This window comes from Halobellus sp. H-GB7 (genome assembly GCF_030848585.1).
Classification (GTDB): Archaea; Halobacteriota; Halobacteria; order Halobacteriales; family Haloferacaceae; genus Haloquadratum; species Haloquadratum inordinatus.
In genome coordinates, this window is sequence record NZ_JAVDDW010000011.1 from 1 (window position 1) to 17122 (window position 17122).

Genomic DNA, 17122 nt, shown 5'->3' on the forward strand with positions numbered 1-17122 from the left:
TGAAAAGAGTGAGAACCAGTAACGGAACGAGCGAAATGAACGCTTGGTAGGCGATACTACCAGCCATGAACGTCACGTTCTCTTCACGCATCCGCCGCCAGACAACTCGAACAAACATGATAGATTCTCGAAAACGGCCCATTACGGCCAGTTACGGTCTGGAAATCGTTAGGAATTTGGATCGCGTTGGACCACGGTACCGCCAACGAGCATATGCGAAACCGCTTTTTCATGATCAAGCGCACGCTCGACACTGCCGTGCGTGTACGGATCTGGTGGCTGGAGTTCCGTGAAATGATCCTCAAGGCCACCGTCCACAACCTCTGCCGGAGCGTCCGGGACCGGTGAAATCCAGCGTCGTATACCGAAACTACAGAGCCGCCCGTTGGAATTTCGTCAGTCGTCATTGCGGGCGCGACGCCTCGTCACCAGCAGACTCGTCATCAAAATCGAATTCCGTCGCCGCCTCCGCCTCGTAATCCGCATCTTCCTCATCTACGACCCCGAACTGGAGTTCGACATCGTACTCACGGAGGATATCACGCATCGTCCAACGGTCGGCATCAGCGAGTCTCGTAGCATCACCGAGCGTGATCCGCTCGCGTTCGTAGAGGGCGACCGCAGCTGCAATGCGCTCGTTTTCGTGTTCCTCGAAGTATTCACGCACGAACTCCCGCAACGCATCGCTCTTGCCCCCGAACACACCAGCCTCGCAGCACCCTCGATGAGGAGGTCAAGGTCGTCTGGATACGACCCGGTGATTCGTGCCATCGTTCTATGGCCGACTACGCCTCCATACTATTCATGAACTACGCCAGAATACCATATGCATTGAGAAGACGAGTCTCAACTATTGACAGTGAAACTGTATATAGCGGTAAGTGGTTCACGCGAAGCCTGGGTCTGTCCAGATCGGCTTCACGAGACGATCGCTACGCTCAGCCTACGGAATGTATTGAGAGGCGGGCAATGGACCTCATTGAGCCGTGCCAAAACGAGAGGCGAGCACTATAGTAGCGTTTGCAAGTCTTCACCCACCTAATCCCACGCAGTCGTGCGGTTGACTGTGTAATCAGTTGCAAACGCTACTATAGAAGACTCGATGCTGATTGAGAGGCATCACACTTACACTCGGCACCAGCCACAGTTACAGATACTCGTCGAAGATGTCCGCAAACTCGTCTTGGACGAGATCCCGCATTGCATCTGCACGGGCCTGTCGGCGGGTGCGTTCGTCGAGGTAGTTTCGTTCAGAAACGGACGCATCCCGACTGCCTTGGGAAGCCGCGACAGCCGCGGTCCCCGCTTCGATACTGGGGCGTTGCTGGCGGTACAGACGGTACCAGGTTCGGCGTCCCATCTTTGGGAGCGGATGAGTACCGTCGATGTCCACGTCAGCTCGTTCGCCGAGATCGCGGAACCAACGCCGCGCTGTCTGTGTCGACATCGGCCGCGTGATCGATTGACCCGGGAGGAGATAGCCAGTCCACTCGTCGTTGTATGCGAGGGTATCGATACGGTCAGAAACAGCCTCAACGCCGGCGAGGAGTTCAACGGTGTTCCGGGCTCGGCGGGCGTTCTTCCGTTGGCCAGCCTCGAATTCGATGTAGGGGACGTCGCCTTCCTCCGGGTCTAGAACGAGTTGATCGACGTGGAGTTCACACGCCTCGATCGGACGGAGCCCCCAGCCAGCAAGCGCGAGGAGGAGAAACCGTTCGTCAGCATTGCCAGCTTCGAGGAGTGCAGAGAGGTCGCTCCGAGAAAGTGCAGGATGATCGTAGATCGGGTCTTCGTCCCACCCAAACCGGTTCAGAAGGTTCTCAGCCGGGTTGTAGAGGCTGCGTCCCATCTCTTCGAGGAACGTGTACCAGTTCTTCACCGCGGAGACGTACTTTTTCTTCGAGGCGAGTGTCCCCAGCTCGTCGTCGAGCACGCGGAACGTGTCGCGCACGCGCGCTATTTCGTCGGGTTTCGTGGTTTCGTCGAGGAGTGGCGAGAGCAAATCGTCCGTTTCGTTGACCTCATAGTAGGTCGTGACGTACGTCCGCAACCGAGAGCGGCGCGGTCCCACGGTCGTCGGGGCGCGCCCGCGGTCCCGTTCGAGTTCTTCGAGGTAGTCTTCGAGCCCGCGGATCGTTGGCTCGTGGTCGATGCCCCATTCGTCGTCGGCATCATCAGAGTTCGGTGGGAGGCCGACGGCGTCGTAGAACTCACCGGGTGAGAGGTCGTACTCACGGCGTAGGCGCTCGACGAATCCGGAGTAGTTACGCTTCAGCCACGCGTACGTGGGCGTTTCACGTTCGGGATCGGTGTCGACGTCTGCGTCAGCGCGAAGTGTAGGTGCGACTTCCTCACGGTAGAACTGGGCGAAGTCGTCGAGGCCGTCGAAGCGTGCGTAGTTTGGCATCGTTAGATCGTACCTGCAGGGAGAAGCCGACTCGCTTTCCGAGAGTGTGATTCTAAGGACACGGTTTTGAGCACGTAGAGAGATACAGTCGGTTTTCTTAGTATTTGTGGTGTAGTGTTGTCGGGGTGCGACAACAAAACAACACAGCTAACCAGAGGTTGTTCACTACGTTTTGATATACTACATATCGCTATACAAAATTTGAGGGATCGGGCCTCCCTATCGAATGCGGGGAGAGCAACTCAACATACTCCAGAGCTTCAATAGCGTTCGCAATTCTCGACTCAGCCGAACACACGCGGCCGTTCGATCAGCTGTGTACCGTTGCAAACACAGCTAGAGAGACAGTTGTTTTCAACAACGGTGAGCTGACACTCCCGCACAGTTATCCTCCGACACACACCCAATAACATACGTACTTCTGTTATTCTGTTGCCCAGCAAAACACAGTTACTTACTACGAGGTCACACCATCTTGACCTATTAATCCGCGTATAGCAAGCATTCGCCCATCAAGCACTGACGACACCGCTCCCGAAGCGCATTCGACAACCGACGAACTTCTGGGCGGCGTCAGCGGCCCTATTGCAGACCTTCTGGACGAGAGAGCTGGTAGACGCTGCCAGCGTATCAACGGTTGAGCGTGTGAATGGCCAGTCCCCGTTCGTTGGCGGCGGCTTCGTAGGTCGCTTCCGACAGCGTCGGGTGAGAGTGTACCACTTCGGCGAATTCGCTCGTCGTCAGTCCCTCCTCGACTGCGAGCGTGATTTCGGCGATCAACTCGGAGGCCTCCGGACCGACGACTTGGCCGCCGAGGACGACGCCGTCGTCGCCGCTCACGAGACGGACGAACCCCTCTGCGTGCCCGGTCGTGAGCGCGCGGCCGCTGGCACGCATCGGAAACTCCCCGACTGACACCGTGTGCCCGGTCTGTTCGGCTTCCGCTTCGGTCATTCCAACGGTGGCGATCTCTGGCGACGTGAACGCGACGGCGGGCGTCGCCCGGTCTTTCGAGACGGGATTCCGACCAGCAATCTCGGCGGCGGCGATCTCGCCCTCCGTCGAACCGGCGTGCGCGAGCATCGGTTCACCCGCCACGTCGCCGACGGCGAACACGTGGTCGACGTCCGTGCGTCCGTACTTGTCCGTTTGAATGAATCCGTCCTCGTCGGGGTCGAGACCGATCTGGTCGAGATCCATCGTATCGGTAACCGGATTCCGACCAACCGCGACGAGCACCGCCTCGGCCTCGTATTCGTGCCGAGCGTCGCCGTCGACAGATTCCGTACACACCACGACACCCTGATCGGTGGATCGACACTCCGAGGCGAGTTCGCCGTAGTTCGTTTCGATGCCGAGTTCCGACGCTGCCGAGGAAACGGGGGCGACCAGATCGGACGAGAACGCGGGCATCATCGTATCGAGCGCCTCTAAGACCGTAATGTCGACGCCGAGTTTCGCGAACAGCATCGAGAGTTCCATCCCGATGTAGCCCGCGCCGACGACGACGAGGCTCTCCGGGAGCTCGTCAAGTTCGAGCGCACCCTTGGCGTCGAGCACTCCGGAGTTGTCGAACTCGAACCCCGGCAGTTCGATTGGGCGGCTCCCCGTGGCCAACACGGCGTGCTCGAAGGTGAGTCGGTCCGACCCACCGTCCGACTGCTCAATGTGAACCGTGTGTTCGTCCGCGAACGTCACGCGTCCTTCCACGAACGAGACACGATTGGCTTTACAGAGCTTCTCCACGCTCCGGTTCATATTTCGAACGACGTCGTCTTTCCACTCGACCATCTGCTGGAAGTCGACGTCGATCTCGGCCGTGATCCCCATTGCCGACCCATTTCGGGCCTCGTGGACGACGTTTGCCGCAGATATCAGCGCCTTCGAGGGGATACAGCCGCGGTTGAGACAGGTCCCGCCCAGGGCGTCCATCTCGACGAGCGTCACGTCGAGGTCGTACTGCGCCGCTCGGATAGCGGTGACGTACCCCGCTGGACCGCCGCCAACGACGAGGACTTCCGTATCGAAGTTGTCACTCATCGGTTCCCTCCACATCCTGCCACGAGAGCCGCGGGTTCCGTGCAGCACTCGTCTGGTCGATGCGCGCCGCAGCAGTCTTCGTCGGTGCGTCGGCAAGTTCGTCGGACGTCTTTTGATTCGTCGCGGTGAACGCCGCTGCCAACACGTCGAGTTGCTCCTTACTCAACGCCTCGGTGGGCTCGGTCATCAGCGCCTCGTCGACAATCTCCGGCCACTTCGTCGTCGGCGGGTGGACGCCCTCGTCGAGCATTCCCTTGGCGAACTCAGCAGCGTCGACGTCGCCGGCGCTGGCGACGAACTCGTGGTGGAACGGCCCGTACGGGATGTCCAAATCGGTCTGGGAAGCCAGATAGTTCGCGTTCAGGACGGCCATCGCCGAGGTGTCTTTCAGGCCGCCGTCGCCGAGCCGAGAGATGTACGCGTAGGTCTTCAACAGCACCAGCCAGTTGCCGTAGAAGCCGTGGACCTTCCCGATGCTCTCGGCGGGCTCGTAGAACTCGAACGATCCGTCGTCGGTCTCACGGACGTGTGGATCGGGGAGGAACTCCGTGAGTTCGTCGACGACGCCGATCGGACCGGCTCCCGGGCCACCGCCGCCGTGCGGCGACGCGAACGTCTTGTGGACGTTGTAGTGCATAATGTCGAAGCCCATATCGCCGGGGCGGGCTCGACCGAGCAGCGCGTTGAGGTTCGCGCCGTCGTAGTAGAGCAGTCCGCCCGCGTCGTGGACGATGTCAGCGATATCGGCGATGTCGCGTTCGAAGAGCCCGAGCGTGTTCGGGTTCGTCAGCATCAGTGCGGCCGTCGAATCACCAACTGCCTCTTCGAGCGCGTCAACGGGGACTCGTCCGTCCTCGTCGCTCGGAAGTTCCACGACGTCATAGCCGGCCATCGCCGCGCTCGCGAAGTTTGTGCCGTGGGCCGACGCGGGCACGATCACTTCGCGGCGCTGGTCGTCTTCGTCGTTCGATTGGTGGTAGGCGCGGGCCACGAGAAGGCCAGTGAACTCGCCTGCCGCTCCAGCGGGCGGTTGGAGGGTGGCGGTCTCCATTCCGCCGATCTCCGCGAGATACTCCTGGAGTCCGTGGAGGATCCCGAGGGTCCCCTGGGCGTACTCGTCGGGACGGTCGGGGTGGATCGCACCGTCCTCCAGCGCGGCGACGTCCTCGATGAACTTCGGGTTGTACTTCATCGTACAACTCCCCAGCGGGTAGGGGCCGTGTTCGACGGAGTAGTTCATCTGTGAGAGCCGCGTGTAGTGGCTCGCGACCTCGGGTTCGGCCGGTTCCGGGAGCGTCAGTTCGTCGCGCACCAACTCGTCCGGGAGGTCGACGTCGTCGTAGGTGACCGTCTGCGTGCGCTTTTCGGACAGGAGCGGTTCGTTGACCGGTTCGCCGCTGTCGGTTTCGCGCGTCCACGTGGCTTGTTGGTAGTTCATTCGAGTACCTCCTGGACGGCCGCGACAAGGCCATCCACTTCGTTGCTGTTGGTTTCGGTCACGCAGATCTGGACCTCGAACTCCCCGACTTCGTGGACGAGGAACCCACGATCCGCCAGTTCTGAGGCAACCTCGGCTGCGGGACGCTCCGTGCGCGCGACGAACTCACGGAAGTGATGCCGATCGTCCACTGGAGCTGTGACGCCCTCAACGGCGTCGAGTCGAGCAGCGGCCTCAGACGCCGTCGCCACGCAGTCCTCGGCGAGCGCCGCCAGCCCCGAGGCACCGAGCGTCGCAATGTGGATCGCTGTTCGGAGCGCGACCCACGCCTGGTTCGTACAGATGTTCGACGTGGCTCGCTCCTTCCGGATGTGTTGTTCTCGGGTCTGGAGGGTCAGGGTGTACGCACGCCTACCCTCGGCTGTCTCACTCGTTCCCACGAGTCGCCCAGGGACCTGCCGCAGATACCCTTCTTTGACGGCGAACAGACCGAGTCCCATCCCGTGGCTGGCCGAGAGGCCAAGGACGCTCGCGTCGCCGATGACGATGTCAGCGCCCACGGCGGCCGGCTCTTTCAGAAGCGCGAGCGCGACAGGGTCAGATCCCAGGCAGAACGCCGCCTCGTGGTTGTCTGCGAGGGTAGCGACCGCCGACAGTCGCTCCTCGATCGCCCCGCGGGCCGTCGGAGATTCGGCGTACACCATCACGACGTCCTCGTCGATCAACTCCGAAAGCGCGTCGACGTCGGTGTTCCCCTCAGCAAGGGGGTACGTCTCTACCGTCAGCTCCGCGCCGTCAGCGTAGTTTTCCAACACGCTGTGTCGCTCCGAGCGGATCGTCTCGGGGACGAGGACGCGCGATCCGCTGGTCTCTCGGACGCGTGCGGCAAGCAGCGCTGCCTCACCGAGTGCGGTCGCGGCGTCGTACATCGAACAGTTGGCGACGTCGAGCCCAGTCAGTTCGACGATCATCGACTGAAACTCGAAGAGCGCCTGGAGGAACCCCTGCGACGTCTCCGGTTGGTACTGCGTGTAGGAGGTCAGAAACTCAGAGCGCAGCGAGAGGTAGTCGACGACCGATGGCACGTAGTGGTCGTAGTGACCGCGACCGAGGAACTCCGTCCGATCGGCATTCTGCCCGAGGAGCTCTTCGATTTCGGTCACGACCTCGTACTCGGATTTCGATTCGATGTCGAAGTCCCCGTGGAACGCGACTGCCTCCGGGACGTCGAACAGCTCTTCGACGCTGTCGGCGCCGATCGCCGAGAGCATCGCATCCACTTCCTGTGGCGTCTGGGGCGCGAAGGGGCTCGATTCGTCCAGTTCGTGTGACCGGTCCGTGCCGTCGTGCTGTATGCGTTGCATTGTCGTTATTCGATCTGCTCGCGGTAGTCGCCTGCGTCGAGTGCGTCGTCGGGTACCTGTCCGTCGATCTCGAAGAGCCAGCCGTCGCCGTACGGGTCGGTGTTGAGCAGTTCCGGCTGATCGAGAATCGCCTCGTTCGTCGCGGTCACCGTCCCCGAAACCGGAGTGTAGATGTCCGAGACCGCCTTGATGCTCTCGACGACGGCACAGGCTGCTCCGCTCTCCAAGGAGTCACCTTCGGCCGGGAGTTCGACGAACACGACGTCGCCGAGCTCGTCCTGTGCGAAGTCGGTGATCCCGATTCGAAGGGTGTCCTCGCGGTCGTCGATCCACTCGTGTGAGTCGGTGTACAGTACGTCGGCCGGTGTCTCGTGCGTCATCGGTGCTGGGGTTCCTGTAATGCGTCGTTCGTCATCGTCTCTGTGTCGAGCGTTCGGTTCGGATTATTCGCCACACGATTCGAGGAAGGGCGTCTCTACGACCGTCGCCTCGACGGACCGATCGCGTATCGATACGGTGAGTTCGGTGCCGGGCGAGGCAAGACTGGAGTCGACGTATCCAAGCGCGATCGGGATCCCGAGCGAGGGACTCATCGTCCCGCTCGTCACCCGTCCGACGGAGTCGCCATCGGAGCGGATCTCGTAGCCGTGACGAGCGATCGCCCGGTCCTCGATGCGCAGTCCGACGATCTGTTCGTCGGTCTCGTCTCGGGCCTGTTCTACGGCCGACCGACCGACGAAGTCCCCGCTATCGAGGTCGACGACGAATCCGATGCCAGCCTCGTAAGGGGTATGCGGCTCGTCCTCGGGGTCGAAGTCCTGTCCGGAGAGTAGCAGTCCGGCTTCCAGACGAAGGGTGTCTCTGGCGCCGAGCCCACATCGCTGGACGTCGTCGAACAGAGTGTCGATCGCTGTCGCATCGTCACCGGGGAACAGGATCTCGACACCGTCTTCACCGGTGTATCCGGTCCGGGCGACGAGGCACTCGACGTCACCAATCGAGGTCTCCGTTACGGTGAACGGCTGCAACTCCTCGACTGAGTCGTCCGCTTCCGCCTCGACACGAGCCACCGCTTCGGGACCCTGCACCGCGATCATTCCTGTCTCGGCGGTCCGGTTCTCGACCGTCACGTCGAGGTCCCAGCGGTCGGCGTGCTCGCGCAGCCGACCGTACAGAGGCTCGTCGTGGCCGGCGTTCGGTACGACGACGTATTCACTCTTGCTCGGGTGATCGTACACGACGATGTCGTCGAGTATGATGCCGTCGGACAGGAGGAAACACGAGTACTGTGCCGCGCCCGGTTCGAGGCTCCGAATGTCACTCGGGACGAGTCGGTGTAACAGCGTCTCCGCGTCGGGCTCGTCGACGACTAGCTGTCCCATATGGCTCACGTCGAACAGTCCGACACCGTCTCGAACGGCTCGATGCTCCTCCCGGATCGAGTCGAACGAGACCGGCATCTCCCACCCACCGAAGTCGGTGAAGTCAGCGCCAGCCTGACAGTGGGAGTCGTACAGCGGTGTTTGGTTGGATGACACAACATACACTACACAACTGCAAGTATTTATGCGTTTTTTACTTAGATAACCACGTATTTGTTGTATTTTGGCCCGATATATTTCGCGACACGTGAATGTCTGGGGTCGGTCGAGGTGATGATCGAATCCCGATATCACTCGTCACAGATTTGTCTACTTGATGGCTCGAACCCGTGTTAACGGCCGTATGGTAGTGTCTCAGCGGAGGAGGAATAGACCAGAGTCGAGCCATCGTTGGGCTATCTCGTGGTGCTTCCGGGACGGCCTTCGCTTCTGCGGGACAGTAGTATTGGACACTTCGAGTATACTACCGCGAGAGGTTGTTGGATTTGAGATTTATTCGACGGTTGGTGGCTAAAACAAAGCCTGAGATGACGACAACGATTCTGCCCCTCGGGAGCCACGCTCCGGTGAGCCCAGCAAATTCGGATTTCGTGAATATTTATAAACTCTCTCGATAACAGTCGAGCGTGCCAAGAAATGGACGCGAACTAACCACGACCGCCACCTCGCTCCGCATCGTCGACGTGATCAGTCGGCTGGAGGGAGCCCAGATGAGCGAGATCGCTGCGGAACTGGAACTGGCCAACAGCACCGTCCACGCTCATCTGACGACGCTTCGCAACCACGAACTCGTCGTGAAGGAGGGCAACGAATTCCACCTCGGAATCAAGCTCTTTCACCTCGGCGAGCAGGCGCGGCACAGAAAGCCCGAGTACGAGATCGTGCGACAGCACGCTCACAGACTGAGCAACCGCCTCAACGAGGAAGTCGCGTTCGCCATCACCGAGCACGGCCGGTCAGTCATCATTTTCGACGAGAACAACGACCCCACGAAAGAGGGGTTCCAGGTGGGACGGTACTTCCATATGCACAACTCCGCGAGCGGGAAGGCGATGCTCGCAGAGTGGTCCCGCGAGCGCGTCGAGGAGGTGCTCGATCGGTGGGGACTCCCCAAGGAGACAGAGAACACGATACAGAGCAGGACCGAACTCTACGAGGAGCTAGAGCGGACTCGCGAACGGGGTTATTCGCTCAACGACCAGGAGGCGCTCGAGGGGTTGATGGCCGTCGGGATGGCCATCACGAACCCGGACGGGAGCGTGCTGGGCTCTCTCGACGTGTCGGGACCGCCGTATCGACTCTCCGAAGAACAGATCGCCTCGGAGTTGCGGGAGACCGTGACCCAGATCGAACGCGAAATCGCGTCTCGGTGAACGATTCTGCCCTGTCCGTCTCCGTCGAGCACTTCGCGGGATCGGCGCCTCCTGACTCCGCGCCACGCAGAGTTGAGTCGTATTAACGCCCGTCGAGTCCCGCCAGAAAGTCGCTGAGCCACTGGGCGGTCGGAAGTTCCCATCCACGGTTGGCCGCGATCGATCGCGTCCCGAGGGTGACTGCAGCACACAGATCCTCGTATCCGGGGTGATGGTATCATTTTCGTTGACCTCATTGATCAAAATGCGTTCGTTTTATTCATTTTGTTCGTTCCGTTCGTTTTATTCATTGACCAGTATGAGTTCAACGAGCGTGTTTGCAAATGGACCGCAGTGCTGGAGGTGGATGCCTACAGCTCGAGGGAGCTGAAAAATCAACAGACAGAGAACGAAAAAACCAGCCCTGACCCTCACTCCAGATCTCGGTCCCCACTGCTGAGGAACTCTTTGACAACCTTCTCTTCCGCACGGTGGAGCTTCTCGCTCGTCGTCGACTTCGCGAGGCCCACAGCGTCGGCCAGTTCGGTGAGTGTACAGGTCCGCGGCGTGTCGTAATAGCCCCGCTCGATTGCTGTCCCGAGGAGATCATACTGTGCCTCGGTCAGGAGCGATTGGGTGTCAATCGACCGTGTGATCGACAGTAACTCGAACGGAATACCGAACTGGTCGAGTAGCGTGCCGAGTTCCGAAAGCTTCTCTCGGGAGGCCGTCAGTTCGAGCGTCACCTCCCCGTCGACGATGGTGATCGGAAGCTCCAGCGGCACTCCCGCTTCGCTCAGTGAGCGAATCAAGAGCGGTTCCGTCGTCTCGAATTGCACGAGTGCGCGATCGGCCTGCGCTTCGAGAACTGTCACCGAAACGACGGAGTCGTATCCGTCGATCGTGGTCACTATCGGTTCGATGTCGTCGGCGGTAATCTCGACGAGTCCGACTCCGGTCTCCCCGGCGGGCATCGCAGCGAGCACCGTGAACTCGGCATCGGGGTACTGCTTCGAGAGCGTCGAGACCCACACCTGTTCGGGGAGTTCCAGACAGAGCGTCGCTCGGGGCATCGTCGATGTATCTGTGTTGGAGTGGAGGTGGAAAAATACGCACGAATATGTTCGTCTTCACATCGGGTCGAAACCAGCGAGCACCTCCTGTGACGGAAGCTGAGGTTTTCGCCTCGAACTTGAGAAAACGTCGCTATGCCCCGGGGATCCCGAACGCCCCGACGCCGAGTCGGAGAACCGAGTTCACGAGCAGGAGGATGATCAGAGCCGCAAGCCAAGCCACGACGCCGATCATAGCGGCTTTGACCCAACCACCCGGGTACCGCCAGTTGATGACTCCGATCCACACGACCAGCGCGATGAGCGGACCGATGAGCGGGATCCAGGCAGTGAGCGCCCATCCGATCGCACCGAGCACTGCTGTGATGACTGCGTGTCCGTAGTCGTCGACATCAACTACAACCCGAGCGCTAACATAAATCGCCAGCCCGCCGATGAGCAAGGCGATGACAAACGCGACGATGGAACCGACGAAGGGGACGGCCATACTGTACTATCAGTAGACAATGAAATAACAGTATGGGGACCAACCAGAACACCACCTTGCAAGTGTTCCATACGACTTGCCCACGAATGTCAAGAACACCACTCTGCAAGTGTTCTGCGAGGGTGGCTCTCGACATTGGGAACCACCATACCGTGGTATCTCACGCGGTATGGGAGCAGATCTCAACGACACCACCCTGCAAGTGTTCTGCCCTGTCCGTTCCCGAGCTACAATTTCTGGAGGCTCTGTGGAAAAATAAGCCGCTTCGGTGGAGTCGTGGACTATAGTAGCGCTTGCAACTGATTGCACATCCGATCGCACGCCGTCGTGCAGTCGAGTGAGCGAAGACTTGCAAACGCAACTATAGATTTATCGTGGTTTGGAGAGCGACAGCGGACACTCAAGCGTGCGATGAAGCTCTGTATTCAATTGAGTGACTTCCGCTGCGAACCCGCGAAAGGAATAAGTGTTATCATTCTACACGTTAATTGTTATCATATAATAACGGAGGTGGCCCCTATCACAAACTACGGATTCGTAATCGATAACCGGAAGTGCATCGGCTGTCACGCCTGCACAGTCGCCTGCAAGGGCGAACACGACGACCCCATCGGCGTGAACAAGACGTGGGTAAAGTACATCGAGAAAGGGGAGTTCCCCAACACGAACCGGAACTTCTCTGTGATGCGGTGTAACCACTGCGACGACTCCCCCTGTACGGACGTCTGCCCGGTCACGGCCCTCTGGGAGCGCGAAGACGGCATCGTGGATTTCGACCCAGAGCGTTGCATCGGCTGCAAAGCCTGTATGCAGGGCTGTCCTTACGACGCGCTCTACATCGACCCGAACACCGAGACTGCCGCAAAGTGCAACTACTGCTCGCACCGGGTGGACTCGGGCCGGGAACCAGCGTGCGTGACTGTCTGTCCCGAAGACGCCATCCTCGCCGGCGATCTGGAGAATGCCGACACCGAGATCAGCCGCACCATCTCTCGGGAGGAGATCCAGGCTCGCAAACCCGAGAAGGGAACGGAGCCGAAGCTGTTCTACGTCGACGGCGACGAAGGCAGCACTACGCCAGGCACGACCGCGCGCGAGGAACACTATATGTGGAGCGACGCCCCACACCAAGTGGAGACGGAGGGCGCAGAAGTTCCGGACTTCGACCTCCAGAAGGCCGCCGAGTCGTTGGCCGAGTCCGATGTCGCCCTCGGGGATGGCGACGAGTCGGAGGCCCGGGCCGATGGCGGGGACCCCGACTGCGGCTGTGATTCCTGTGCCTGCGGCCAGGGCGAGGAGTCGGAGTCGGCTGCCGGCGCGGACCCGCTGTCCGACGGCGGCTACGGGACGGCGGCCGCGGCGACGTCGAACGACGACGAATCGAAGGGCCGCACCGAGCGGGCCTACGAGCTCCTGCACGAAGAGGCCAGGCGCGTCTACGACGTCGGCGAGAGCCACTATCAGTCGTGGGGCTGGGAGGTGTATTCGTACACGTGGACGAAGGGAATCTCCGCTGGGACGCTCCTACTATCGGCGCTGTTTATGCTGCTTGGCGTGGTCGACCCCGACCCGATTACCTTCGCCGCGAGCGCCTTGGTCAGCAGCCTATTCCTGGCTGCGACGGGCGTCCTGCTCATCCTGGACCTCGAACAGCCAACCCGGTTCCACTGGGTGCTGCTGCGGCCGAACTGGAACTCCTGGCTCGTGAAAGGAGCCTACATCATCACGGTAGCCGGCGCGTACCTCGGGCTTGCCGTCGTGGGGGGCTTCCTTGGCGTCGACGCCGTCGTCCATCCCGTCTCGCTGGGAGTCGGCGCTGTCCTCGGCGCAGCGACCGCCGTCTACACGGCGTTCCTGTTCAGCCAGTCGAAGGGGCGAGACCTCTGGCAGAGCCCCGCGATGCCGCTACATATGTTCGCCCAGTCGATCGTCGCCGGCGGCGGGACGCTGGTCATCCTCGGTGTCGTGGGCGTGCCCGGCTTCGGTGAGATGGTCGGGCCGTCCGCGCTGGCACTCGGCGCTGGGTTGGTCCTGCACGCTGTCCTCGTCGCCTCCGAGATATTCACGCCGCACCAGACCGAGGACGCCGAGGAGGCTGCCGCCCGGATCACCCGAGGCCGGTTCCGGACAGCGTTCTGGGCCGGCGGTGTCGTCGTCGGCATCGTCCTGCCGCTGGCGGCGCTTGCCGTCGGGTCACCTGCCCTCGCGGCGGCCGCCGGCGCACTCGCGCTGACCGGCCTGTTCGCCTTCGAGTACTGCTGGATAACTGCCCCGCAGACCATTTCACTCGCCTAATCATGGGACACGAATTCGATCCGAGCCGTATCGAGAAGTTCGCAGAGCGGCTCGGCGTGATTTCGAACCGAACCGAAGAGACGAAGAAACAGCGACAGCGCCGGGGCGTCGACGGCGTGGACCGCATCGCGCCCGAAGGCCAACTTGGCTCGTATCCCGACCCCGAACAGTGGCACGACTGGGTCGAGTACGAGTCCGAAGGCCTCCCGAAGGAGTACTCCGTCGTCCCCACCGCCTGCTTCAACTGCGAGGCTGGATGTGGGTTGCTCACGTACATCGACAAGGAGACGGGCGAGATACGCAAGATCGAGGGCAACCCCGAGCATCCCGGGAGCCGGGGCCGGAACTGTGCGAAGGGGCCAGCCACCATCAACCAGGTCAAGGACCCCCAACGAATCCTGTATCCGCTCAAGCGCGACGGGCCCCGAGGCAGCGGACAGTGGACCCGTGTCTCCTGGGACGAGGCGCTTGACGACATCGCCAGCGAGATGCGCCAGACCATCGAGGACGGCCGCGAGAACGAGATCACCTACCACGTCGGGCGTCCCGGCCACGAAGGGTTTATGGACCGCGTGATCAACGCGTGGGGACTGGACGGCCACAACTCCCACACGAACATCTGTTCAGCGGGCGCCCGAGCGGGCTACGCCTTCTGGCAAAAGTACGACCGCCCCAGCGCGGACTTTGCGAACGCCGAGTTCATCCTCTTGCTGTCGGCCCACCTGGAGTCAGGCCACTACTTCAATCCTCACGCCCAACGCATCATCGAGGGCGTGATGGAGGGTGGCCAGCTAGCCGTCCTCGACCCACGACTCTCGAACACGGCCGCAATGTCGGACTTCTGGCTCCCCACACAGCCAGGGAGCGAGGCGGCCGTCCTGCTGGCGATGGCCAACGTCATTCTCGAGGAGGGGCTCTACGACGAACAGTTCCTCCGGAGATGGGTCAACTGGCAGCAGTTCCTCGACGAGGCACATCCCCACCGAGAGCGGACGTTCGAGACGTATCTCGACGTACTCCAAGAGACGTACGCAGACTTCACGCCCGCCTACGCCGAGGCCGAAAGCGGCGTCGATGCCGATATGATCGCGAAGGTGGGCCGGAAGATCGGGACCGCTGGCTCTCGGTTCGCCAGTCACATCTGGCGGTCCGCGGCGTCGGGTAACGAGGGCGGCTGGCAGGTCTCACGAACGCTGCACTTCCTCTCGGTGCTCACCGGCAGCGTCGGTACGAAAGGTGGCACCGCCCCCAACGCCTGGCACAAGTTCGAGCCCGAGATGCCCAACGAACCGCCCCGCCAGCAGACCTGGGACGAGATGCAACTCCCGCCGGAGTGGCCGTTCGCTCACTACGAGATGAGCCAGTTACTCCCGTACTTCCTCAAGGAGGGGCGCGGAGAGCTGTCGGTGTACTTCACCCGCGTGTTCAACCCCGTCTACACCTATCCGGACGGCTTCTCCTGGATAGAGGCACTGTCCGACGAGGATAAGGTCGGGATGCACGTCGCGCTCACGCCGACGTGGAACGAGACGGCGTATTTCGCCGACTACGTGTTGCCGATGGGCCACAGCCCCGAGCGCCACGACATCCAGAGCCAGGAGACTCACGCCGCGACGTGGGTCACGTACCGCCAGCCGGTCCAGCGGGAGTACGCAGAGCGCGAGGGCGAGGACGTAGACCGCACCTACGAGGCCAACCCCGGCGAGGTCTGGGAGGAAGACGAGTTCTGGATGGACCTCTCCTGGCGAGTCGACGAAGACGGCGATCTCGGCATTCGCGAATACTTCGAGTCGCCGTACCGCGATGATGAGGGCGAGGAATCGGCCGGCGGCGGCGCGGCTGACGAGCGTGAGGGGACGGTCAACGACGGCGCGACTGACGAGCGCGAGGGATCGGTCAACCACGACGCTTCTGACGAGCGCGAGACGGGCGTGGATACCGCCGACGCCCCACAGATGACCGTCGATGAGTACTACCGCTATATTTTCGAGCACGAGGACAATCTCGTCGAGGTGGCCGAAGAGAAGGGGATGGAGCCGCTTGAGTATATGAAACACCACGGCGCGTTCGAGGCCAGCCAGAACGAGTACGAGCTCCACGAGGAGCCGGTCGATCCGGCCCTGTTGGAGCACGAAGCCGTGTTTGTCGACGAGTACGACACCATCCACCGGGTGCTGTCCGCTGACGCCGATGTCGGCGCCGCGGATACAAAGGCACTCGACTACGACGGCGACGCCTTCGAATCCCGCGTCTACGAGCACGACCGGGTCGCGCTGGGCGATCTCGAAGACGTCGAAACGACGGTCGAGGGCGTCCTCGTCGACGGCGAACCCAAGCGCGGGTTCCCCTCACCGACAGGCAAACAGCAGTTCTACTCGAAGACCCTCGCCGACTGGGGCTGGGACGACGACGAGTACACCATCCCCCACTATCTCAAAAGCCACGTCCATCCCGAGAACATCGACTACGAGGCCGGCGAGATGGTGCTGGTGCCGACGTTCCGGCTACCGACCCAGATACACTCCCGGTCGTCGAACTCGAAGTGGCTGGAGGAGATCTCCCACAACAACCCCGTGTGGCTCCACAGCAAGGACGCAGAGCGCTTGGGTGTCGAAACGGGCGATCTCGTTCGAGTGGAGACCGACATCGGCTACTACGTGAACGAGGTGTGGGTGACCGAGTCCATCAAACCCGGCATCGCCGCGATGAGCCACCATATGGGGCAGTGGAAGATCGACCGTGACGGCGACGGTGACGCCGACGGCGACTACGACGAGGGCGGCGATCCTTATGGAAAAGTCACCGTCGACCTACAGGACGGCGACAGCACGTGGGGGATGCGCCAGCAATCGGGCATCGGGCCGTTCGACAGTGATGACCCAGACTCCGCTCGGGTCTGGTGGACCGACGGGGGCGTCCCACAGAACCTCACGCACGCTCCACATCCCGACCCCATCTCGGGGATGCACTGCTGGCATCAGAAGGTCCGCGTCCGGCCCGCGACCGAGGACGACTACTACGGCGACGTCTACGTCGACACCGAGCGGTCGATGGAAATCTACCGCGAGTGGGTCGAAAAGACCAGCCCGGCACCGGGCCCCGATGGGATGCGCCGCCCGAAGTGGCTCAAGCGACCCATCGCGCCCCCGACCGAGCCTGGCGAGGACGACGCCTGGTCGATGGACGGCCCAGTCGGCCGTGAGAACCGCTGGGACGCCGAGAATATCGGCCCGAAGCGCGATGAGTGAGCCGGATCCGGGCCGTATTTCGGCGCTAACTCGAAA

12 protein-coding genes and 1 pseudogene are annotated in these 17122 nt (G+C 61.5%); 4 read left to right on the plus strand and 9 right to left on the minus strand.

Annotated features, from left to right (window positions below; all coding sequences use genetic code 11):
* Positions 1-234: 234 nt before the first annotated feature.
* A pseudogene (locus RBH22_RS14885) lies at positions 235-348 on the plus strand (IS5/IS1182 family transposase); the annotation flags it as partial.
* Between the two features lie 55 nt (positions 349-403).
* Here RBH22_RS14885 and RBH22_RS14890 read toward each other — a convergent pair.
* The 7 genes from RBH22_RS14890 to gcvT form a co-directional block, all read right to left on the minus strand.
* Positions 404-703: a UPF0175 family protein gene (locus RBH22_RS14890; RefSeq protein ID WP_306678025.1), complete on the minus strand. Its 300-nt coding sequence runs from the start codon at positions 701-703 to the stop codon at positions 404-406.
* A 444-nt stretch (positions 704-1147) separates the two neighbouring features.
* Positions 1148-2407 (minus strand): tyrosine-type recombinase/integrase, encoded by a 1260-nt coding sequence (locus tag RBH22_RS14895; protein WP_306678026.1) that lies wholly within the window; start codon positions 2405-2407, stop codon positions 1148-1150.
* Positions 2408-3037: 630 nt separating this feature from the next.
* Positions 3038-4447, minus strand: a complete 1410-nt coding sequence (gene lpdA, locus RBH22_RS14900; protein WP_306678027.1) for a dihydrolipoyl dehydrogenase — start codon at positions 4445-4447, stop codon at positions 3038-3040.
* Positions 4440-5885, minus strand: coding sequence for an aminomethyl-transferring glycine dehydrogenase subunit GcvPB (gcvPB, locus tag RBH22_RS14905; RefSeq protein ID WP_306678028.1), 1446 nt, complete (start codon positions 5883-5885; stop codon positions 4440-4442). Before gcvPB ends, lpdA begins: the two co-directional genes overlap by 8 nt.
* Positions 5882-7249 (minus strand): aminomethyl-transferring glycine dehydrogenase subunit GcvPA, encoded by a 1368-nt coding sequence (gcvPA, locus tag RBH22_RS14910; protein ID WP_306678029.1) that lies wholly within the window; start codon positions 7247-7249, stop codon positions 5882-5884. Before gcvPA ends, gcvPB begins: the two co-directional genes overlap by 4 nt.
* Before the next feature lie 5 nt (positions 7250-7254).
* Positions 7255-7629, minus strand: coding sequence for a glycine cleavage system protein GcvH (gcvH, locus tag RBH22_RS14915; protein WP_306678030.1), 375 nt, complete (start codon positions 7627-7629; stop codon positions 7255-7257).
* Between the two features lie 63 nt (positions 7630-7692).
* A complete protein-coding gene (gene gcvT / locus RBH22_RS14920) occupies positions 7693-8787 on the minus strand; it encodes a glycine cleavage system aminomethyltransferase GcvT (RefSeq protein WP_306678031.1) in 1095 nt (364 codons plus the stop codon).
* A 470-nt stretch (positions 8788-9257) separates the two neighbouring features.
* Here gcvT and RBH22_RS14925 point away from each other — a divergent pair, with 470 nt between their 5' ends.
* Positions 9258-10004 (plus strand): IclR family transcriptional regulator, encoded by a 747-nt coding sequence (locus tag RBH22_RS14925; RefSeq protein ID WP_306678032.1) that lies wholly within the window; start codon positions 9258-9260, stop codon positions 10002-10004.
* Positions 10005-10414: 410 nt separating this feature from the next.
* Here RBH22_RS14925 and RBH22_RS14930 read toward each other — a convergent pair whose 3' ends face one another.
* On the minus strand, positions 10415-11056 hold the full coding sequence (locus RBH22_RS14930; protein ID WP_306678033.1) for a helix-turn-helix domain-containing protein: 642 nt from the start codon (positions 11054-11056) through the stop codon (positions 10415-10417).
* A 133-nt stretch (positions 11057-11189) separates the two neighbouring features.
* Positions 11190-11543 (minus strand): hypothetical protein, encoded by a 354-nt coding sequence (locus RBH22_RS14935; protein WP_306678034.1) that lies wholly within the window; start codon positions 11541-11543, stop codon positions 11190-11192.
* A 510-nt stretch (positions 11544-12053) separates the two neighbouring features.
* On the opposite strand from RBH22_RS14935, the gene RBH22_RS14940 reads away from it, so the two are divergent.
* Entirely contained in the window at positions 12054-13838 is a 1785-nt protein-coding gene (locus RBH22_RS14940; protein ID WP_306678035.1) for a 4Fe-4S dicluster domain-containing protein, read from the plus strand.
* A gap of 2 nt (positions 13839-13840) precedes the next feature.
* Complete coding sequence (locus RBH22_RS14945; RefSeq protein ID WP_306678036.1) at positions 13841-17086, plus strand: molybdopterin-dependent oxidoreductase; 3246 nt, start codon at positions 13841-13843, stop codon at positions 17084-17086.
* The last annotated feature ends 36 nt before the right edge of the window (positions 17087-17122 follow it).

What these genes read in the sequence shown, in the direction of transcription:
- RBH22_RS14895 (WP_306678026.1), bottom strand. Translation starts at nt 2,407, where the DNA reads ATGCCAAACTACGCACGCTTCGACGGCCTCGACGACTTCGCCCAGTTC.
- lpdA (WP_306678027.1), bottom strand. Translation starts at nt 4,447, where the DNA reads ATGAGTGACAACTTCGATACGGAAGTCCTCGTCGTTGGCGGCGGTCCA.
- gcvPB (WP_306678028.1), bottom strand. Translation starts at nt 5,885, where the DNA reads ATGAACTACCAACAAGCCACGTGGACGCGCGAAACCGACAGCGGCGAA.
- gcvPA (WP_306678029.1), bottom strand. Translation starts at nt 7,249, where the DNA reads ATGCAACGCATACAGCACGACGGCACGGACCGGTCACACGAACTGGAC.
- gcvH (WP_306678030.1), bottom strand. Translation starts at nt 7,629, where the DNA reads ATGACGCACGAGACACCGGCCGACGTACTGTACACCGACTCACACGAG.
- RBH22_RS14930 (WP_306678033.1), bottom strand. Translation starts at nt 11,056, where the DNA reads ATGCCCCGAGCGACGCTCTGTCTGGAACTCCCCGAACAGGTGTGGGTC.
- RBH22_RS14935 (WP_306678034.1), bottom strand. Translation starts at nt 11,543, where the DNA reads ATGGCCGTCCCCTTCGTCGGTTCCATCGTCGCGTTTGTCATCGCCTTG.
- RBH22_RS14945 (WP_306678036.1), top strand. Translation starts at nt 13,841, where the DNA reads ATGGGACACGAATTCGATCCGAGCCGTATCGAGAAGTTCGCAGAGCGG.